The organism is Algoriphagus formosus, assembly GCF_002807035.1.
GTDB lineage: Bacteria > Bacteroidota > Bacteroidia > Cytophagales > Cyclobacteriaceae > Algoriphagus > Algoriphagus formosus.
The window spans coordinates 400,630-419,488 of record NZ_NIUC01000001.1 but is presented as its reverse complement, the minus strand read 5'-3'; the positions used below and the strand labels follow the sequence as shown (position 1 = coordinate 419,488).

The following is an 18,859-nucleotide window of genomic DNA, read 5'->3' as shown; positions in this document are numbered from 1 at the left end:
GTGTTAATTCGCCTTTTGTAAATATTACTAACAAAAATCGAACTTTTACTAAACCAAATCGAAGTAAGCCTCGTTACAACGGCTGAAACAACAATCAGCAAATGGAGGCGATACTCAGTAAAATGAAGGTTGAGGTCAATCCCAACCTTTATCAAAAAGAGCCCTTCAGCTCCAGTTTAGGTGTATCAATCGTGCAGGAAAGTGCCAGATTGATTCAGGAGTTGGGTTTGGAGAATTTTACATTCAAGAAGTTATCCCAGGAAATCGGGAGTACAGAAGCGGCCATTTATCGCTATTTCGAAAATAAGCACAAGCTTCTTTTGTATCTCACCGCTTGGTATTGGGGCTGGATGGAGCATAATCTAGTATTTGGTACCGCAAATCTGAATGATCCGGCAGAGCGTCTTTCTGTGGCTATAAGACTTCTTTCCGATGGTCCCATATTTCAAAAGAATGACTACCTTAATCCCGTTAGTCTTCGAGAAATTGTCATCAATGAATCTTTGAAAGGTTTTTTGACAAAGGAAGTGGATAATGAACACGAAGCGGGCGTATTTGCTCAAGTATATAAGTTTGGTGAGCGTATAGCGGATATTATTTCAGAACTCAATCCTGATTATAAATTCCCAAAAACCCTAGTTTATACTGTCCTAGAGTCAAGTTTACTTCAAAATTTTAATTCAAAGCATCTCCCTGGGATGACTGAAAATTCCTTCAATAAACTAGAGCGTTATAAGTTTTTCCATCAATTGGTCGTAAAAACCATTCAAAATGACAACTAATTCAGGCATCACACCTATTGGCCGGTTCTTCAGCCTTCTGAAAGAGGAGAAAAGCCAAGTATATTCGATTTATTTCTATGCGATCCTCAACGGATTGATCACACTGACACTTCCACTGGGAATTCAGGCGATTTTGAACTTCATTTTGGGAGGGAGAATATCGACATCCTGGGTGATATTGGTCATTATCGTGGCTGCAGGCGTTGCTTTTGGTGGTTTTCTTCAGATTTCCCAATTGCAAATCACGGAAAAACTTCAGCAGCGTGTATTTAGTAAATCTGGGCTTTCGTTGGCCTACAGACTTCCAAGAGTAAGGCCCGAGGCGGTGCAGGGGGATTATGCTCCTGAGATAGTCAACCGGTTTTTTGATACAGTCAATTTGCAAAAAGGACTTTCCAAAATTCTAATTGATTTCTCCACAGCCCTTCTTCAGGTTATTTTTGGTTTGCTGCTTTTATCATTTTACCATCCGACCTTTATCATTTTCGGATTGGTGTTGATCGCACTGCTAATCCTGATCTTTTATTTCACTGGACCTCAGGGAATGGAGACTGCACTTAAGGAGTCCACTTATAAGTATAAAACAGCTTATTGGTTGGAAGAGATAGGGCGTACCATGAACTCCTTCAAATTGGTAGGAAATACCCGCTTACCCATTCTTCGTGCTGATAAATTGCTTCAACATTATGTGGATTTCCGGTCCAAGCACTTCGGGGTTTTGATATTCCAATACAAAATCATGATTGCCTTCAAGGTTTTGATTGTGACGAGTTTGTTGGTAGCGGGCAGTTTGCTTTTGATCGAAGAGCAAATCAGTATCGGTCAATTCGTAGCAGCCGAGGTGATCATTATCCTAGTGGTAAACTCGGTAGAAAAGCTGATACTTTCGCTAGAAACGGTTTATGATACTTTGGTGGCTACCGAGAAACTTGGACATGTCATGGACCTGGAACTCGAAGATTCAAAAGGAAATGAAAAGGTGATTCAGGCATTCGAATCTGGATTGATGTTTGGGATGGATAAAGTGGTTTTTCAGCCTAAAAACTCCATTGAACCGACCTTAAAGAATGTGTCACTTCAAATCAAATCCGGTGAGAAGGTAGCTGTGACAGGAGAAAGCGGTAGTGGTAAAAGCGCCTTGCTGATGATTTTGTCAGGACTTTATGAAAATTATGAAGGCACTGTGACTGTCAATGATCTTTCGCTGGAAATGATCAATAAAGAGAAGTATCGGTCTATGGTAGGGGATTTTCTTGAAATGGAACAGATCTTTCATGGGACCATTTTAGAAAACATTACCGTTGGTAGAGAGTATGATCAAAATCAATTGACTGAAATATTGGAACTAACTGGATTGAAATCATCTATCTATCAATTGCCAGATGACCTGAATACCGAACTGCAACCGGAGGGAAAAGGGCTTTCCAAGCGAATGATGCAAAGTATCTTGCTTTGCCGAGCTCTTCTTGGGAAACCAAAAGCGATGGTCATGGAAAATGCGCTTGGATATTTGACTGATGAGGTCAAAGAACGAGTTACCGAGTACTTATTAAAGGGTGATTGGACATTGATAGCGGTGACCCAAGATGATGCGATCCTTCAAAGAATGGATGAAGTAATCCTTATGGACAGAGGTAGTGTAATCTACCAAGGAGATTATTCTGGATACGTTCAATTGAAAAAAGGAAATTAACCATGCTTAATATATCTAAAGTAAGAATCAAAGAATCGATTCCATTCAGTGGAGCAAAGAGTTTGGTCATGACCTTGCCACTGAAAGAAAGTCAAAAGCGAATCAGAATCCTGACAAGTGTCATGATGGTGTTCTTTCTGATCCTTTTTATCCCATGGACTCAGAATATTCGAAGCAAAGGCTATGTAACAGCACTGAGACCTGATCAAAGACCGCAAACGATTCATTCTGTCATCGCAGGCCGAATAGAAAAGTGGTATGTGACTGAAGGTGCCTTTGTGGCAAAGGGAGATACCATTTTGACGATTTCTGAGATCAAAGATGAGTACTTTGACTCATTGCTTTTGCCCAGGACTCAAATGCAGGTAAATGCAAAAAGTCAATCAGCAGTATCTTATCGGGATAAGGTAAATGCCTTGGAGATGCAGATTGAGGCAATGAAAAAGAATAATGTGCTGAAACTACAGCAAGCTGAGAATAAACTTCGGATGTCGGAGCTGAAGGTAGAGTCAGATAGTATCAAATTCCAACAAGCCAAGATCAACTTTGAGATTGGAAAAGAGCGACTTGACCGATGGGAATCTTTATACAAAGAAGGTCTGCGCTCCCTTACTGATTTGGAATCCAGGAGACTGAGCTTTCAAGATGTACGAGCAAAAGTGGTCGCTGCAGAAAACGATTACCTGAGCAGTCAGAATGAATTGATTACTGCTCAGATTGAACTGGATGCAATTCGGACAGAATTTCAGGATAAGCTCGCCAAAGCTGAATCCGAAAAATTCACAGCGATGTCATCACAATTTGATGCTGAAGCGACAGTTACCAAGCTTCAGAATCAGTATTCCAATTATGAGGCCCGGACTAATTTCCGACATATTCTTGCTCCTCAGGATGGCTTTTTGGCAAGAGCCATTCAAGTTGGTCTTGGCGAGACGATCAAAGAAGGGGATGCGATTTTGAATATCGTACCCGCTAATGCTGAATTGGCAGTGGAAATGTATGTGCAGCCTGTTGATCTACCTCTAATTAAAGTTGGAAATAAGGTTCGGTTTATTTTTGACGGTTGGCCAGCAATTGTATTTTCAGGATGGCCACAAATTTCTAATGGTACCTTTGGTGGAGTAGTTACGGCGATTGATCAGTTTGCTGGTAATAGTAATCAGTACAGAGTGGTGGTCGTACAGGATCCGGAGGAGGAGCCTTGGCCAGAAATGCTACGAATTGGTTCGGGAGCAGATGGTATTGCCTTGTTGAACGATGTTCCTGTTTGGTATGAAATCTGGCGACAGCTCAATGGCTTCCCGGCTGACTACTATACCCAAGAACAAAAAGATGCAATCGCGAAAGAGAAATAATGAAAAAACTGATTCTTTTATCCTTACTGTTTATTTTCTTTCAGACTGCTTGGAGCCAAGAAATGGATACCCTTCGATTGGAGAGTTTCCTAGATTGGGTTAGATCTTATCATCCCGTAGCTCGTCAAGCGGATATTACCCTTGAGATGGGGGCTATGGAGGTTCGAACTGCAAGAGGTGCTTTTGACCCTTTGCTATTCGGTAATTTGGATCAAAAGACTTTCAAGGATACAGAGTACTACGATCGTCGAGAAGCTGGGATTACTGTTCCGACATTAGCAGGAGTAGAGCTCATGGGGACTTTTGAGCAGAATACCGGCCAATTTCTTGACCCTGAAGCAACCGTACCTTCCGGTGGCCTCTTTGCTGCTGGTGCTGCTGTAAACTTAGGACAAGGGCTTATTCTCGATGAAAGAAGAGCCATGCTTAGACAAGCGAAGCTTTATCAGCAATCGACAGAAGCTGAGCGGATAGCTATTCTGAATGAGCTGTATTTAGGAGGTGTGGAGATGTATTGGAAATGGTCAGAGAGCTATGCCAATATGAAGGCTTTTGAAGAGGCAGTTCGATTAACTGAAATCCGATATGGTGCAGTAAAGTTAAGCTTTGAGCAAGGAGACGTAGCCGCCATTGATACAGTAGAAGCTTACACACAGCTCTTGAGTCGGCAGTATAGATTACAGGGATTGCAGAATCAATTCTTTGTCGATACGCAGATGCTCAGTGCTTTCCTTTGGAATGAAGAAGAGCAACCTATGCTCCTAAATCCATCAGTTGTACCTCAGCCACTTGTGGAGAATGATCAATACGCGATCGATCCTGCAGAACTTCGGGAAAACATCAGCATCCATCCGGATCTTCGTATTGCTGATTTTGAATTGGCAAGTTTGGATGTAGATCGACAGCTAAAAGGTCAGTCTCTACTGCCTGTGGTAAAATTAAAGTATAACTTTCTGGTAGAAGAACTTGGTGGTTTTGAGCAATCTCCATTCTTTGAGAATAACTATAAGTTCGGTGTATCGGTCTACACGCCCATTCTATGGAGAAAAGCCAGAGGATCCCTGGGACTTGCGAAAGCTAAGATTGACTTCAAACAAAACTCCAGGGATTTGAAAGAACTACAGCTACGAACCAAACTGGAAGGAGAAATCAATTCTTGGAATGTGATCAATCAGCAAGTAAGTACCTTGAGAGAAAATGTATTCAACTTAGAGCGCTTACTGAATGCCGAACTCCGTAGATTTGAAATGGGTGAGAGTAGCTTGTTCCTGGTAAACGCACGGGAAGTGTCTGTTTTTGATGCTAAAATTACCTTGAATGGTTTGGCTGCCAAGCGAAAAATATCCTACGCGAAAGTTCGCTATGCTGCTGGATTTGGATTTGAATAAACTTTATTAAACTATGCCTGCATACATTATAGTTCAAGTGGATATTTCTGACCCACAGCAATATGAAGCTTATAAAAAACTTACCCCTGATACTGTCAAAGCTTTCGGGGGGAAATTTGTACTTCGAGGTAATCCAGTAGAAGCATTGGAAGGGAGTTGGGATCATGACCGCTTGGTAATGTTGGAGTTTGCAGATAAAGAAACTGCAAGGAAATGGTATTATTCCAAGGAGTATCAAGCTGCTAAAGAAATTAGGGAATCTGCCGCAAAAGCAAAATTTTTTCTTGTGGAAAGTTGAATATTTGGCATTTTTATTGGTTTAATGTGCAATAATCTGATTCTGAAATAGAAAATTTCATATTCAGTTTATCTGTTTTATTTAAAAAATCACCAAATTATTCAATCACCCTAAAAAAAATCAAAATGAAAAAGATCCATTTGACAGGAAAATTAATGGCATTATTATGTCTAATTTTCATCGCTTCTTCCTGTATGTCAGGACTTGAGGAAGTGGAAGAAGTGCAGGTTACCGAATTGCCAGAGGAGGAAATCTCTGAAATCCCAGAGTCTGAAAACCTCCGAAAGGGACGTACATTTAAGTATATAGAGGCATTCTCAAATCAAATCACGCCATATGTTGTTCCCAATGAAAACCCTAATATTCCTGTGGATCAATTGACTTTCTTGCCGGGTACAGGCAAAGGTATAGCACGTTTCATGGGAAGAGCGACCTCTTATATTAATCAATTGGCCACCAGTGAAACAACATCTATTGGTGCTCCCGTAACTCAGTTTTACGGCGAAGAATTGGCAAAATTAGGATTGAAAAAAATCCCTGATGAAGTGAGTTCAGTAACTGTTGACAGAAAAGGAAATGCGATATTTTTCAAGAATCTGGAGAATATAGCTACACCAATCAATGAAACATTGACCGTTTTTGTTGCCGAAGTAGAAATCGTCGGAGGGACAGGTAGATTTCGAGGCGCATCGGGAGAAGGAATTGTAGAGGGTAGGTTTAACCCCACAAATGGAAAGGGTAGTTCAATAGTGAAAGCCTCTTTAAGGTTCTAAACTTCCAAACGAATTCATATTTGAAAGCCTTCTCATTTTGGGAAGGCTTTTTTATTGGAATCGGTTTCGCAAGATTATGATGGCAAGATTGGAATTAGCAGTTTAAAGGCCTATTTTTCTTTTTTCCAATGTCTATGAAAAAAGTACTGACTTTAGGTGAAATAATGCTTCGCTTGAGTCCGCCTGATAATCAGCGATTACCACAAGCGAACTCATTTAATTTGGTGTTTGGAGGATCTGAGGCTAATGTGGCAGCGGGTTTGGCCAATTTTGGAATAGAGGTAGGACATGTCACTGCTTTTCCTGAACATGATTTAGGTAAGGCTGCAGTATCCCATCTCAGAAAAAATGGAATCGATACCACTTTTGTCAAATTTCTTCCTGGAAGATTGGGAGTATATTTTTTAGAGCAAGGTTCTGGGCTTAGAAGCTCCAAAATCGTCTACGACCGTGCAAATAGTAGTTTCTCAAGCTATGATGGGAGTGATGAAAATTGGGAGGAGATACTCAAAGAATTTGGTTGGGTACATTGGTCAGGTATTACTCCGGCACTTTCTCAAGAATCTGCCGATCTTACTATGAGGATTTTGGAAGCCGCTAGAAAATGTTCAATACCAGTGTCAGGCGATCTTAATTATCGATCTAATCTTTGGAAATATGGAAAGAGTCCGGATCAAATCATGCCTCGATTGATGGAACTTACGACTCATATAATTGGTGGAACCCGTGATTTCAATCAGTGCTTAAATGAAAATTTTCAGTCATTAAAGGAGGCGATGCCTTTTGCATTTCAGCATTTTCAAAACCTCCAAATGATAGTGAATACCCAACGAATCGTACATTCTGCTTCTCATAATACTCTATCAGCAAATGCCTACACTAAAGATTCATCAATAAGTACGGAATCAATTGAAATTCAATATATTATAGATCGAGTTGGAACGGGAGATGCATTTGCCAGTGGCCTAATATTTGGATTAATAAATAGGAAGTCTATCCAAGAATCCTTGGACTTTGGATTGGGTGCAGCCGTTTTAAAACATAGCATTCCAGGAGATGTATTGATTGGATCTGAGGAGGAAATAAAGGAAATTCTGGAGGGCAAATCCGGAGCAATCAAACGATAAATGAGAAATCAAGAAAGTGAGTTCATCAGGAAAATGGATAAAGCTGGGGTAATGCCCATATTTTATCACCCAGATGAAAGCGTATGTCTGAAGCTTTTGGAAACTGCCTATGAGGGTGGTATCCGAGTGATCGAATTAGTAAATAGAGGGGATAAAGCGACCCATGTTTTTCCAGCGTTGAAAAGGCTTGCCGAGTCCCTTCCTGGACTTTCCTTGGGAGTAGGAACTATCTATCATCCTTGGCAAGCCGAAGAGTTTATTGATATGGGAGCAGAGTTCATTGTCGCTCCAGTTATGAACGCGAAGTTAGGTGACTATTGCCGCAAAGTAGATGTGCCGTGGGTACCTGGATGCGGGACGGTTACGGAAGTTTTTCAAGCTACAGAACTTGGAGCGGAATTGGTAAAGATCTATCCAGCAAATATTCTAGGACCTGATTTTGTGCCAGCTATTCATGCTGTTCTGCCTAAAGTTGAAATCATTCCGACAGGAGGGGTAGAACCTAATTTGGGAAGTATCAAGCCTTGGTTTGATGCAGGTGTCCTTTGCGTAGGCATGGGATCCCAATTAATGAGGAAAGATTGGATCGCAAATGGTGAATTTTCAAAGATTTCATCTTCTATCAGCTCGGTATTTAATTGGATTCACGATATAAAGGCTAATCAATGAGTGGTTTTTGAATCCAATCTCAATACCTCAATTGAAATAAATAAAAAAGCTGGATAGCTTAGTTTTATGAATTGAAAGTCAATTCAAAACGAGCTTTGACTTAAGTTCAATTCTGCTTTTCCAAATCGTAAAATATTAATTTGGGTAATCTCCAATCCTTTTCAAGCTTTCTAAAAAACCAAAAAACTTAATGACATCGTAATTAAAATTATGAAAACGCTTTTTAATCCTGGTGACCTAACTAAAACTCGAAAATATCAGAAGTCATTTTCCAATGAATTATTCAAAAGCTTTCGCTTGTTATACTACAAAAATATGCGATTTAGCTGCGGAGGAGGGGTTGCTTAATGGAAAAGTCTGCAATTATCATCTTCCAGAAAAATGCTGAATTAGGCAAGGTGAAAACCCGGCTAGCCAAGGACCTTGGGAATCATATGGCACTAGAAATTTATGACAGACTTTGTGAATTCACTCATAGGATTTGTAGTCAGGTGGCAGTCGATAAGTTTCTCTATTATTCCAATTTTGTTCCTGAGGATAAGCCACGGTATGGATCATATCATTTCAAAGTTCAGACTGGAATTGGACTGGGCGAGCGAATGTCAAACGCCTTTTCAGATTTGTTTTCTGCTGGTTATCAAAAGGTTTTGATAATTGGGACAGATTGTGCAGAGATAAATCCCGAATTGTTTTTGGAGGCTTTCGAGGCACTAAATCATCAGGATGTGGTGATAGGTCCGGCCGAAGATGGAGGGTATTATCTGCTCGGTATGAGTCAGTATTTTCCCCAACTTTTCCATGATGTAAATTGGAGTACTTCTGAGGTAATTGACCAGACTAAATCCAATATCAAATCGATTGGAATATCTTATACTGAGTTAGCCGTTCGGTCGGATATTGATACCCTTGAAGATTGGCAAAAGATGAAAAGCTTTATCGATGAATTGGAGGGAAAATAAATTTGATAATGATTTGAAAGAATGGGGGGATTCTGAAAAGCAAGTGAAATTTCATACAGAAAAGTATAACAGAGCTTTTTATAGAATGAACCAACCAAGGTTGAGATTCAAGCTTCAATTTTAAACTCTGTAATTGAAAAAATAATCCTCTTGCTTTCATGAAACTTTCTGTCATCATTCCGACCCTAAATGAAGAAGAAAATCTGAAAGTTTTGATCCCTTTTTTGAAAAAAGAGCTGGCAGAGGAAAACCACGAAATCATCATCGTGGATGCTAATAGTGGGGATTTCAGTGAGGAGATTTGCTTAAAACATGCAGTAACTTTCATCCGAGTTGAAAGGTCTAGTAGGGCCGTTCAGATGAATAGGGGGGCTATGTTGGCAACTGGCGATGCACTCTATTTTGTTCATGCCGACACCCGTCCTAGGGCTGGTTTTTTTGAAGATATCGAGAAGGCGATAGCCAATGGGAAGTCAGCAGGCTGTTATCGATACCGTTTTGATTCTAATCATCCACTCTTGAAAATTAATTCATGGTTTACCCGTTTCAATGGGATTTTATCAGGAGGAGGTGATCAAACGCTTTTTATCAAGAAAGAAATATTTCAAGAAATGGGTGGCTTCAATGAGCAGTTTTGTATCATGGAAGATTTTGAATTGGTAAAAAGACTAAAAAGCAAGTATCAATTTTATATTATTCCGAAGTCCATCAGAGTTTCTGCAAGGAAATATGAAAACAATAGTTGGCTAAGGGTTCAATGGGCCAATTTGATCGCGTTCAAAGACTTTTTGCAAAACAGAGATCCAATGGAAATCCGTGAGAAATACTATCGCAAACTAAAGCACAGCTAGCGATCGGGCCAGTTAAAAATGTATTCCCAAATTTCTTCCTTACTTTTTTTCGAAAATAATTTCAATTAAGTCTACGAGTCGATTGGAGTATCCGGCTTCATTATCATACCAACCTACTAGCTTGACCATATTTCCCTTGCTTGAGGTCAGTTCTTTGTCAATGATGCAGGAGTGAGGATTCCCGATGATATCCATGGAAACGATCGGATCACTTTCTACTTGAAGAATCCCTTTAAATTGGTTTTTTGAAGCATTTTCAAAAGCTTGATTAATTTCTTCTACACTCGCTTCCTTTTTAATTTCGACGATCAAATCTGTCAGAGAACCGTTGGGCACAGGTACCCGCATAGCAGAAGCTTCTATTCTTCCATTTAAACCTGGGAGGACTCTGTCCAAAGCTTTTCCAGCATTGGTAGTAGTCGGAATAATAGAATAAGCCGCTGCTCTTGCTCTTCTAAGGTCCCGGTGCGGCGCATCATGAAGGTTCTGATCATTGGTGTAGGAGTGAACCGTAGATGCGTAGCCTTTCACCAATCCAAAGTTTTGATCGAGAATTTGTACCATTGGGGCAAGGCAATTGGTAGTACAGGAGGCATTACTGATGATTTTTTCTTCACCTGTCAAAATGCTCTCGTTTACTCCCAAAACAATCATTTTGATGCTTTCGTCAGGAGAAGGAGCGGATATCAAAACTTTCTTTGCGCCAGCGTCCAGGTGAAGCGCTGCAGATTCTCTTGATGTAAATCTCCCGGTACACTCGATCACCAAATCGATATCCATTTCACCCCAAGGCAACAATTCCGGTTTGGATTGCTCTAAAAGCCGGATTTTATTGCCTTCAGAGATTAAAAAATTCCCTTCAAGACTGATTTTCCTATCAAACTTCCTATGGATAGAATCATATTTCAGCAGGTGCAAGATGGATTCATTATTGGCTAAATCATTGATAGCCACCAGCTCAATATTGTCTTTATCCATCAAGAGCTTGGTGGTGTATCTCCCTATTCTTCCAAATCCATTGATAGCAACTCTAATTTTCTTGTTCATTGGGTATATTCTGACTTTTTCTTTGTTCTTCAAAATTAGGCATTCTCAGCACTTTTTTAGGGTAAAATTTTTTAGCCTAATGATCAGGGCTTTATAAGAAATTATCAGATTTTTTTTAGGGCACTTTGTTATTCTAAAAACAGACTTCTATATTTGCACAACCTTTTAAAAAGAGGGCTTGATAATCCCAAAATGGTCCGTTCGTCTAGGGGTTAGGACGCATCCCTTTCACGGATGAAACACGGGTTCGATTCCCGTACGGACTACAAGCAAGCCCTCTATTTTTTTTGCCATAGATATGGTCCGTTCGTCTAGGGGTTAGGACGCATCCCTTTCACGGATGAAACACGGGTTCGATTCCCGTACGGACTACTTAGTTCTCAATCACCCGAGACATTTACACTTTTTATTTTATGGTTGTTAGTGGTTAAAGATGACAAATCCCGGTCGATGATCGGGGTTTTGTTTTTTATGGCTGGAAAAGAATTACTTTATCTTTTTGCTATTTTGGGTTTGCAAACCATAAACCTGAAATATGTACCCCACAAAATTCCTAAAGACGCTTTCAATTTCACTGATTGGAAGCTTTATCCTATTTGCTTGTCAAAAAAATGAGCCTGTCGATTTAAGGATCAAATCACTTTCCAAAGAAGAAATCCAAAGTCAAGTAGCTGCTGCCAAAACACAGGTGAGTCCTAACCTGAAAGAAGGCTTGAAGTTAGATGTTTGGGCAGTTGATTCATTGATTTTTGATCCAATCTCCATTCATATCACTGATGATGGCTCGCTTTATTACACCCGAACCAATAGACAGAAAAATTCTGAATTTGATATTCGTGGTCATCAGGATTGGGAAATTCGCTCCATCAGTCTTCAAAATATTGAGGATAAGCGAAAGTTTCTACACGAAGAACTTTCTCCTGAGCGAAGCGAAATCAATTCCTGGTTGGAAGACCTAAATGGCGATGGCTCTCACGATTGGAGGGATATGACAGTAGAAAAGGAGCAGATTTTTCGGGTTGACGATACGGATCAGGATGGGTATGCTGATCAATACCAGATGATCGTTGAGGATTTCAATGATGAGGTTACGGACGTAGCCGGAGCTGTGATGAAAGGGGAGGATGCCCTCTTTGTTGGAGTGGGCCCTGATATGTGGCGTATGATGGACACCAATGGAGATGGGATCATGGACGAAAAAGAATCTATTTCCCATGGTTATGCTATACATATTGGTTTTGGTGCACATGGCATGTCAGGCTTGGAAATGGGGCCTGATGGTAGGGTTTATTGGGGTATTGGAGACATTGGCTTCAATGGAAAAGGTCCTGATGGGAAAGAGTGGAAATATCCAAATAGAGGAGTAATTGCGAGAGCAAATCCGGATGGTTCTGATTTTGAAATCTATGCCATGGGGGTTAGAAATACGCATGAATTTGTCTTTGACGAACATACCAATCTGATTTCTGTAGATAATGATGGCGATCATGCCGGTGAAAAGGAGCGATTGGTCTACATCACCAATGGGAGTGATACCGGATGGCGAATCAATTGGCAATTCGGTAAATACCGAGACCCAGACAATAATCGCTATAAGGTTTGGATGGACGAACGATTTTTTACCCCTCCTTGGGAGAAACAAGCCGCTTTCATTACTCCTCCAATAGCCAACTATGTCTCTGGTCCGACAGGAATGGTTTATAACCCGGGAGCTGGTCTAGGTCCAAGGTGGAAGGATCACTTTTTCGTTGTGGAGTTTGTAGGCAATGCCGCTAACTCCGGGATACATGCCTTTACTTTAGAACCAAAAGGAGCAACTTTTGAACTGAAGTCAACTGAGCGAATTGCTTCGGGAGTATTACCTACGGGAATGGATTTTGGACCGGATGGAGCACTGTATTTTGCTGATTGGATCGATGGATGGGGAACCAAAAATTATGGTCGAATTTGGAAGCTTGAAGATGAAAGTGCAGATAACTGGGAACTTCAACAGCAAACCAAACAGGAACTTCAGGCGGATTACAAAACTATTGCCGAGGATGAGCTCAAATCGAAGCTTTATCATGAAGATCTGCGCGTAAGGCGCAAAGCACAATTTGAATTGGCCAAGCGTGGTATGGATGGGGCTGCTATTTTTGAGCAGGTATTAGCTGATAAGAGCAATCAATTAGCTAGAATTCATGCCATTGTTGGATTAAGTCAACTGGCAAGATTGGATGATCGAAAATATGCAGACGAAATAGTCCCATACCTTCAAGATGAGGATGCAGAAATCCGTGCTCAAGCTGCCAAATGGCTTGGAGATATTCGGTATGATCAAGTCAGCACTCAACTAATTCAAAACCTTCATGATGAAAATGCCCGGGTTAGATTTTTTGCCGCCGAAGCTTTAGGAAGAGCGGGTCACAAGGAGGCTTTTGACGGCCTAGTCAATCTTTTGGAAGCCAATAATGATGAAGATGCTTACATTCGTCACGCTGCGAGTCTGGCACTTGCTAGGATCAACGAGGAGGAGAAAATCACCCAACTTTATACTAATCCATCAAAGGCGGTCAGAATGGGAGCAGTGATTGCATTAAGAAGGCTTGAAAGCCCAGGACTTTCCAAATTCTTAGCTGATTCTGAAGAATTGATTGTAGCAGAAGCGGCGAGAGCTATTCATGATGATTTTTCTGTCGAAGCCTCATTACCTGATTTGGCGGCTTTAATCACCACCACAAAATCTGACTTTGAACCATTGGTTCGAAGGATCATCAGTGCCAACCAACGATTGGGAGGAGAGCAGCAATTAAATGATTTATTAGCCTATGTCAGTCGAAATGATATCCCTCAAGCGATGAAAAGTGAGGCTATAGCTGCTTTAGGTACTTGGTCCAAACCTTCCTTAGTAGACCGTGTGGATGGAAGGTATCGAGGAGAAGTGGAAAGAGATCCTACTTTGCTACGAGAAAAGGCCAGACCGGTCTTCTTATCATTACTTACAAGCAATCAGGCAGATGCTCGTTTGGAGGCTGTAAAGGCAATAGGGAAAGCTGGAGTAAGGGATGCTTCTTCATCGCTTTTAAGTTTGGTCAAAAGCTCTTCTGATTCAGATATGAAAGTTGCTGCCCTCCAAGCACTAGATCGGCTGCAAACTGATGATCTTGCAGAGGCCATTCCGATTGCGATGAAGGACTCTAATCAAGCGGTAAGAGTAGCTGGGCTTTCCTTGCTTTCGCAATCAGCACTTCCCTTGGATCAGAAGCAGCAACTACTCTTGACCATCATCAGAAATCAATCCAATGAGGAAAAACGCCAAGCATTATTAACGCTTTCTACCTTGGAGAATAGCGCTTCTTTTGAAGGCTGGGAGACTATCCTTGCAGATTTTAAAGCCGATAGAATCTCCTCTCCAATTTGGGTAGAGTTGGAAGAAGCTATAGATAAAACGGGTTCAGAAACTCTAATCTCACAATTTCAGCAATTACTTAAAGAAAAAGCCGGAGATGACAATTGGAGGTTATTCCAAGGCGCTTTGGCAGAAGGAAATGTACGGGAAGGCCGAACCATTTTCTTCCAAAATCAAGCAGCTCAATGTATTCGATGCCATGCATATGATGATATGGGAGGAAACGCAGGTCCCAGATTAAATGGAATTGCTCGTCAACTTTCCCGAGAGGAACTTCTAATAGCCCTCGTGGAGCCGAGTGCCCGACTTGCTCCGGGTTATGGCTTTGTGACATTGGAACTTGAGAACGGAGAAACAGTAAGCGGAACCCTTCAAAATGACTCGGCAGAAGGAGTTTCAATCAAAAATGGACAAGGTGAAATAAAAAGCTATTCCAATGCTGAGATAAAAGAGAAAAAATTAGCTCCATCAAGCATGCCTTCTATGGCAGAAATGCTCAATAAACGCGAAATAAGAGATTTGGTGAGCTTTCTATCAACGCTAAATCGAGTTGAATGAAGACTGTTTTAAAGTTGGGGCTACCGATAGGGGTTTTTCTATTGCTAGCCCCTTTTTTATTGATTTTCATTGGAAACCATTTGCTTCATGATTCAGGTATTCCAGAAAAAGCACAATTTATTCCTGCGAAAAACAAACAAGTGATTCTGGCTTTTTTTCCTCATCCAGATGATGAAATTACTGTGGCAGGCACACTACATCAATTAGCAAGTGAAGGTCATGCTGTACACTTGGTTTGCCTGACTAGAGGAGAAGCAGGAAATACTTTTGGCAAACTTGAAAAAAGCGAGCTTGCAGAAATACGGAGCAAGGAACTTCAAAATTCGGCAGACTTAATTGGAGTCAAATTGCATCTTTTAAAATATCCTGATAGTGGATTGAAGAATCTGGGTTTGGACAGTTTGATCAATATTGCCAATCATTGGATCAATGAATTGAATCCTGATATTCTGATCTCTTATGATTCAAAAGTCGGTCTTTATGGTCATGATGACCATCGATTGACTGGCAAGGCAATGGAGAATTTATATTTGTCAAGAAAGAATGAAAGCGGGTTTTCTCCTTCAGCACTTTATCAAGTAACCCTTTGCTCTAAGCAAATTGATATCGCGTTGAAGCTTTCAGATGGTTTTCAAAAAAATTACCCAAAAGATGAGGGAAAAGGTCTTCCTGAGCCTGATTTTTCAATTAATACCCAAAAGGAATTCTCAACGGTATTGAAGGCAATGTATGCACATGAAAGTCAAAAAGACGTTTTAAAGGACCTTATGCCTTATCATGATAAAGTTCCTGTCTGGATTTACTCGAGAGTTTTCGGGAGAGAATATTTCCGCCAGGTAAAATAAGAAAGGCTATCAATTTTGATAGCCTTTCTTTGGTTGGTGGTTGTTTGGTTATTAATTCAAGAACTCATCGAAGGTCAAGCTTACGAAGTACATGGTTCCAACTGTTGGGTTACCCCAAGCTTGGCGATAGCCATTGCTGAATAGGTTGGATCCACCCACTTTCAAGATTGACTTCAAGCTTTTCAACTTATAGCTGATCTGTGCATCGAAAGTACCAAACGCAGGCATCACTGAAAGCTGCTGAGAAGAAACTGCAGGTCCTACGAAAGAAGACTGCCATACAAATTCTCCTTGCCATCTGTAAGCCAAAGCAAAGCCTAGATTATCGATCACTTCTCTATTTGCAAAGTTTAATACATATCGATATTCAGGAGTATTGAATGAAGGCTGGAAACCAGTCTCCGCAAGTTCTTCAAGATTTGAAAGGGTATTGTAAGACACGTTACCTCCTAGGCTATAGCCTTTAGGAAGTTTATAATCAAGTCCCAATGCCCATCCCCAAGAATTGATGGTCTCGGATCTATTTACTGGTATAGAATAAACGTTTCTGGTATTGGCACTTAATAAATTAATCCCTAAATCTGACGCCGGATTCCCGGGTTCAGGATTTGCATCCTGAACCAAGACTTGGCCTCCAATGAAGTTTTCGAAGCGATTGAAGTATGCATAAGTATCAACTAGCAATCTATTACCGAATAGGCCTTTGTAACCAACTTCAAATGATTTCACTCTTTCAGGCTGGAATTGGGTCAAATTAAACTCCTGTAAGAGATCTTGGTTAGTATCAGCAGCAATTCCAATTGCAATTTGTGTAGCAAGTGAACGAACGAGGTCTGGAGTCGGTGTAACTCCTTGGGCGACAAGTTGTTGGATTGCTAACTGGGTTGCTTGGTCAATAACAGGTTGACTACTTGCTGTCTGTTGAACAGCACCTCCAAATTGAGTCACTGTAGCTAGAGAGTAAACTGGGTTAGTATTGAAGTTATAGCGGTCTCTGAATAAAGGAAGACCACCCAATAGTCTCGCTTGTGGAGTCAAAAGATCAATGTACTGATCCTGAGTAGTTGGAATTCGGAAACCAGTCTGATAAGATGCTCTGAAATTGTGATTTCCTACAGAATAAACTCCTGAAACTCTTGGAGACCACTGACCATTGAAATTCTCATTCTTATCATATCGAAGGGATGCAGTCAATTTGAATCGATCGTCAAATAGGCTCTTAGACCCTTGGATGTATCCACCAAATTCACGGATGTTAAACTCATTACCATTTTCGTCAGTTGCGAAAAGCGTTCCTTCAGAGTTAAGCTGATACACTCTATAGTTGGCACCTACCACAAACTCAGCGAATTTGATGTCTTCAGAAAGGTTGTAAGACCCTTCCACATGGTAAAGGTTAGTCTTGTCTACGAATCGAGCACCGACTCCAGAAGCATTTCCAGGAATAGGACGAGATGTCACATCAGCCAAAGCTTGTCTAAACTCAGTAGAACCAGGCATAAATCTACCCTGATCAGCAAACGCTCTTGCTGCTCCATGAGCCTGCTCTGGAGAAAGCCCACCTTGAATCGCCTGTGCATAGGCTCCTACATATTGAGGGAACCATAATGTAGATGGCTTCCAAGCCTCGTTGATACCTTGAGCAGCAATACCTACTGCATAAGAATCACCGGAACGCTCTTGAGTGGTATAAGCACGCAAGTACCAGTTAGATCCACGAAGCTCTGCTTTGTACTGGCCCAAGTTGAAATTAGCAATTGAATAACGGTCCGCGCCGGTGTATACCGTAGTACCGAAACCATAATTACCTTGCAAAATTGCTTCAACTCTATCATTGATTCTCCAGTGTAAAGCAGCATTCAATTTAAGTGAAGTGGTTCCATAATCAGCAACCTCACGCTCTAGATAGCCAGTTCGAGAAACAGCAACATCAGTCGGTATGATTCCCAAAGCTGCTTCAGGTAATGCACCAGCAGCTACCATTCCTTGGGCTACTGAGAACATATTGACATTGGTTTCGTCACCGTAAGCGTTTACCCCATTATAACCTGGGTTATTTGCACGAGTACCATTTTCGATACCGAATCCATTCAATAAAGATTGATCTCTGAAGTCATTTGCCTGCCAGTCATCAGCTTTAAGGTATTGTACGTTTACTTTGAAAGCCACCTTATCGTTGAATGCTTTTGCATATCTCGCTGAGAAATCATAAAAACCAGTAGTAGGATTGGAACGATTTCCTTCATCCATAATACCGGTACGAACACTCGCAGAAAGCCCCTGATACTGGAATGGATTTTTTGAATTCATCAATAAAATACCGTTGATAGCATTCGGTCCGTAAAGGGCTGAAGATGCACCTGGAAGTAGTTCGACACTTTCCAAATCCAATTCTGAAATACCTACAATGTTACCAACAGCGAAATTCAAGCCTGGAGCCTGATTGTCCATTCCGTCGATCATTTGTACGGTTCTGACGTTACCATTGGCGTTGAAGCCACGGGTATTGAATGATTTAAAGGTAAGAGACTGGGTACTCATCTCTACGCCTTTAAGATTATTCAATGCATCATAGAAACTAGCTTGTGGTGCTTCTCTAATTGCGATGATATCCATTTTTTCTACTGAAACAGGAGACTTCATCACGCTTTCCTCAACCCTAGAGGCCGAGATTACTACTTCCTGTCCAAGTACTGTGGATTCAGCAAGTTCAATTTCTAAATTACTGATACCTCCCGTAATTTCTACTTCTTGGCTACTGTAGCCAACCATAGAAAATATGAGGGTAAATGGAGGTTCTTGGTTCACATTTAGCGTAAAATTACCATCCAAGTCAGAGATCGTACCGATCACTTTTCCTTTGACGATAATGTTTACCCCTACAAGGGTTTCTTTTGTATCTGCATCAACGACCGTTCCTGAGATGGTCGTCTGGGCAAAAACTGACCCTACCCCTAGGGAAACCAATAAGAAACATGTCAGCATGCTTCTACCGAGATTTTTGGTAAAATTGCTCATAGGCGATTTTGGATTTAGTGAATAAAGCTTACAGCCTTTGGGTGATAGCTGCTTTTCTACTCGAAATTTATAGTAAAAAGTGAATATTCAATCAAATTGAAAAGAAAA

At 40.9% G+C, this 18,859-nt stretch carries 14 protein-coding genes and 2 tRNA genes; 14 read left to right on the top strand and 2 right to left on the bottom strand.

Annotation, left to right across the window (positions count from 1 at the left end; translation table 11 throughout):
- Positions 1–101 precede the first annotated feature (101 nt).
- The 10 genes from CDH51_RS01930 to CDH51_RS01885 all read left to right on the top strand — a co-directional run bounded on the left by CDH51_RS01930 (position 102) and on the right by CDH51_RS01885 (position 9,895).
- Entirely contained in the window at positions 102–782 is a 681-nt protein-coding gene (locus CDH51_RS01930; RefSeq protein WP_026945667.1) for a TetR/AcrR family transcriptional regulator, read from the top strand.
- Entirely contained in the window at positions 772–2,475 is a 1,704-nt protein-coding gene (locus CDH51_RS01925; protein ID WP_100627000.1) for a peptidase domain-containing ABC transporter, read from the top strand. Before CDH51_RS01930 ends, CDH51_RS01925 begins: the two co-directional genes overlap by 11 nt.
- A 2-nt stretch (positions 2,476–2,477) precedes the next feature.
- Complete coding sequence (locus CDH51_RS01920; RefSeq protein WP_100626999.1) at positions 2,478–3,830, top strand: HlyD family secretion protein; 1,353 nt, start codon at positions 2,478–2,480, stop codon at positions 3,828–3,830.
- Positions 3,830–5,218: a TolC family protein gene (locus CDH51_RS01915; RefSeq protein ID WP_100626998.1), complete on the top strand. Its 1,389-nt coding sequence runs from the start codon at positions 3,830–3,832 to the stop codon at positions 5,216–5,218. The genes CDH51_RS01920 and CDH51_RS01915 overlap by 1 nt, the downstream gene beginning before the upstream one ends.
- A 13-nt stretch (positions 5,219–5,231) precedes the next feature.
- Entirely contained in the window at positions 5,232–5,516 is a 285-nt protein-coding gene (locus CDH51_RS01910; RefSeq protein ID WP_100626997.1) for a DUF1330 domain-containing protein, read from the top strand.
- A gap of 125 nt (positions 5,517–5,641) precedes the next feature.
- Positions 5,642–6,289, top strand: a complete 648-nt coding sequence (locus CDH51_RS01905) for a hypothetical protein (protein ID WP_133391554.1) — start codon at positions 5,642–5,644, stop codon at positions 6,287–6,289.
- Positions 6,290–6,423: 134 nt separating this feature from the next.
- Positions 6,424–7,416: a sugar kinase gene (locus CDH51_RS01900; RefSeq protein WP_100626995.1), complete on the top strand. Its 993-nt coding sequence runs from the start codon at positions 6,424–6,426 to the stop codon at positions 7,414–7,416.
- Positions 7,417–8,085 (top strand): beta/alpha barrel domain-containing protein, encoded by a 669-nt coding sequence (locus CDH51_RS01895; RefSeq protein ID WP_100626994.1) that lies wholly within the window; start codon positions 7,417–7,419, stop codon positions 8,083–8,085.
- A gap of 347 nt (positions 8,086–8,432) precedes the next feature.
- Complete coding sequence (locus CDH51_RS01890; protein WP_100626993.1) at positions 8,433–9,044, top strand: TIGR04282 family arsenosugar biosynthesis glycosyltransferase; 612 nt, start codon at positions 8,433–8,435, stop codon at positions 9,042–9,044.
- A gap of 158 nt (positions 9,045–9,202) precedes the next feature.
- Complete coding sequence (locus CDH51_RS01885; RefSeq protein ID WP_100626992.1) at positions 9,203–9,895, top strand: TIGR04283 family arsenosugar biosynthesis glycosyltransferase; 693 nt, start codon at positions 9,203–9,205, stop codon at positions 9,893–9,895.
- 39 nt (positions 9,896–9,934) lie between these two features.
- Here CDH51_RS01885 and gap read toward each other — a convergent pair whose 3' ends face one another.
- The gene (gap, locus tag CDH51_RS01880; protein ID WP_100626991.1) at positions 9,935–10,942 is read right to left on the bottom strand and encodes a type I glyceraldehyde-3-phosphate dehydrogenase; all 1,008 of its coding nucleotides are present in this window, start codon (positions 10,940–10,942) and stop codon (positions 9,935–9,937) included.
- A 194-nt stretch (positions 10,943–11,136) separates the two neighbouring features.
- Here gap and CDH51_RS01875 point away from each other — a divergent pair.
- From CDH51_RS01875 to CDH51_RS01860, 4 genes are all read left to right on the top strand, one after another.
- Positions 11,137–11,208: transfer RNA gene (locus CDH51_RS01875), tRNA-Glu, on the top strand.
- A gap of 34 nt (positions 11,209–11,242) precedes the next feature.
- A tRNA-Glu gene (locus CDH51_RS01870) sits at positions 11,243–11,314 on the top strand.
- A 163-nt stretch (positions 11,315–11,477) separates the two neighbouring features.
- Entirely contained in the window at positions 11,478–14,888 is a 3,411-nt protein-coding gene (locus CDH51_RS01865; protein WP_100626990.1) for a HEAT repeat domain-containing protein, read from the top strand.
- Positions 14,885–15,733: a PIG-L deacetylase family protein gene (locus CDH51_RS01860; RefSeq protein WP_100626989.1), complete on the top strand. Its 849-nt coding sequence runs from the start codon at positions 14,885–14,887 to the stop codon at positions 15,731–15,733. Before CDH51_RS01865 ends, CDH51_RS01860 begins: the two co-directional genes overlap by 4 nt.
- Before the next feature lie 51 nt (positions 15,734–15,784).
- On the opposite strand, the gene CDH51_RS01855 is transcribed toward CDH51_RS01860, so the two are convergent.
- Positions 15,785–18,751 (bottom strand): TonB-dependent receptor, encoded by a 2,967-nt coding sequence (locus CDH51_RS01855; protein WP_100626988.1) that lies wholly within the window; start codon positions 18,749–18,751, stop codon positions 15,785–15,787.
- Positions 18,752–18,859 lie beyond the last annotated feature (108 nt).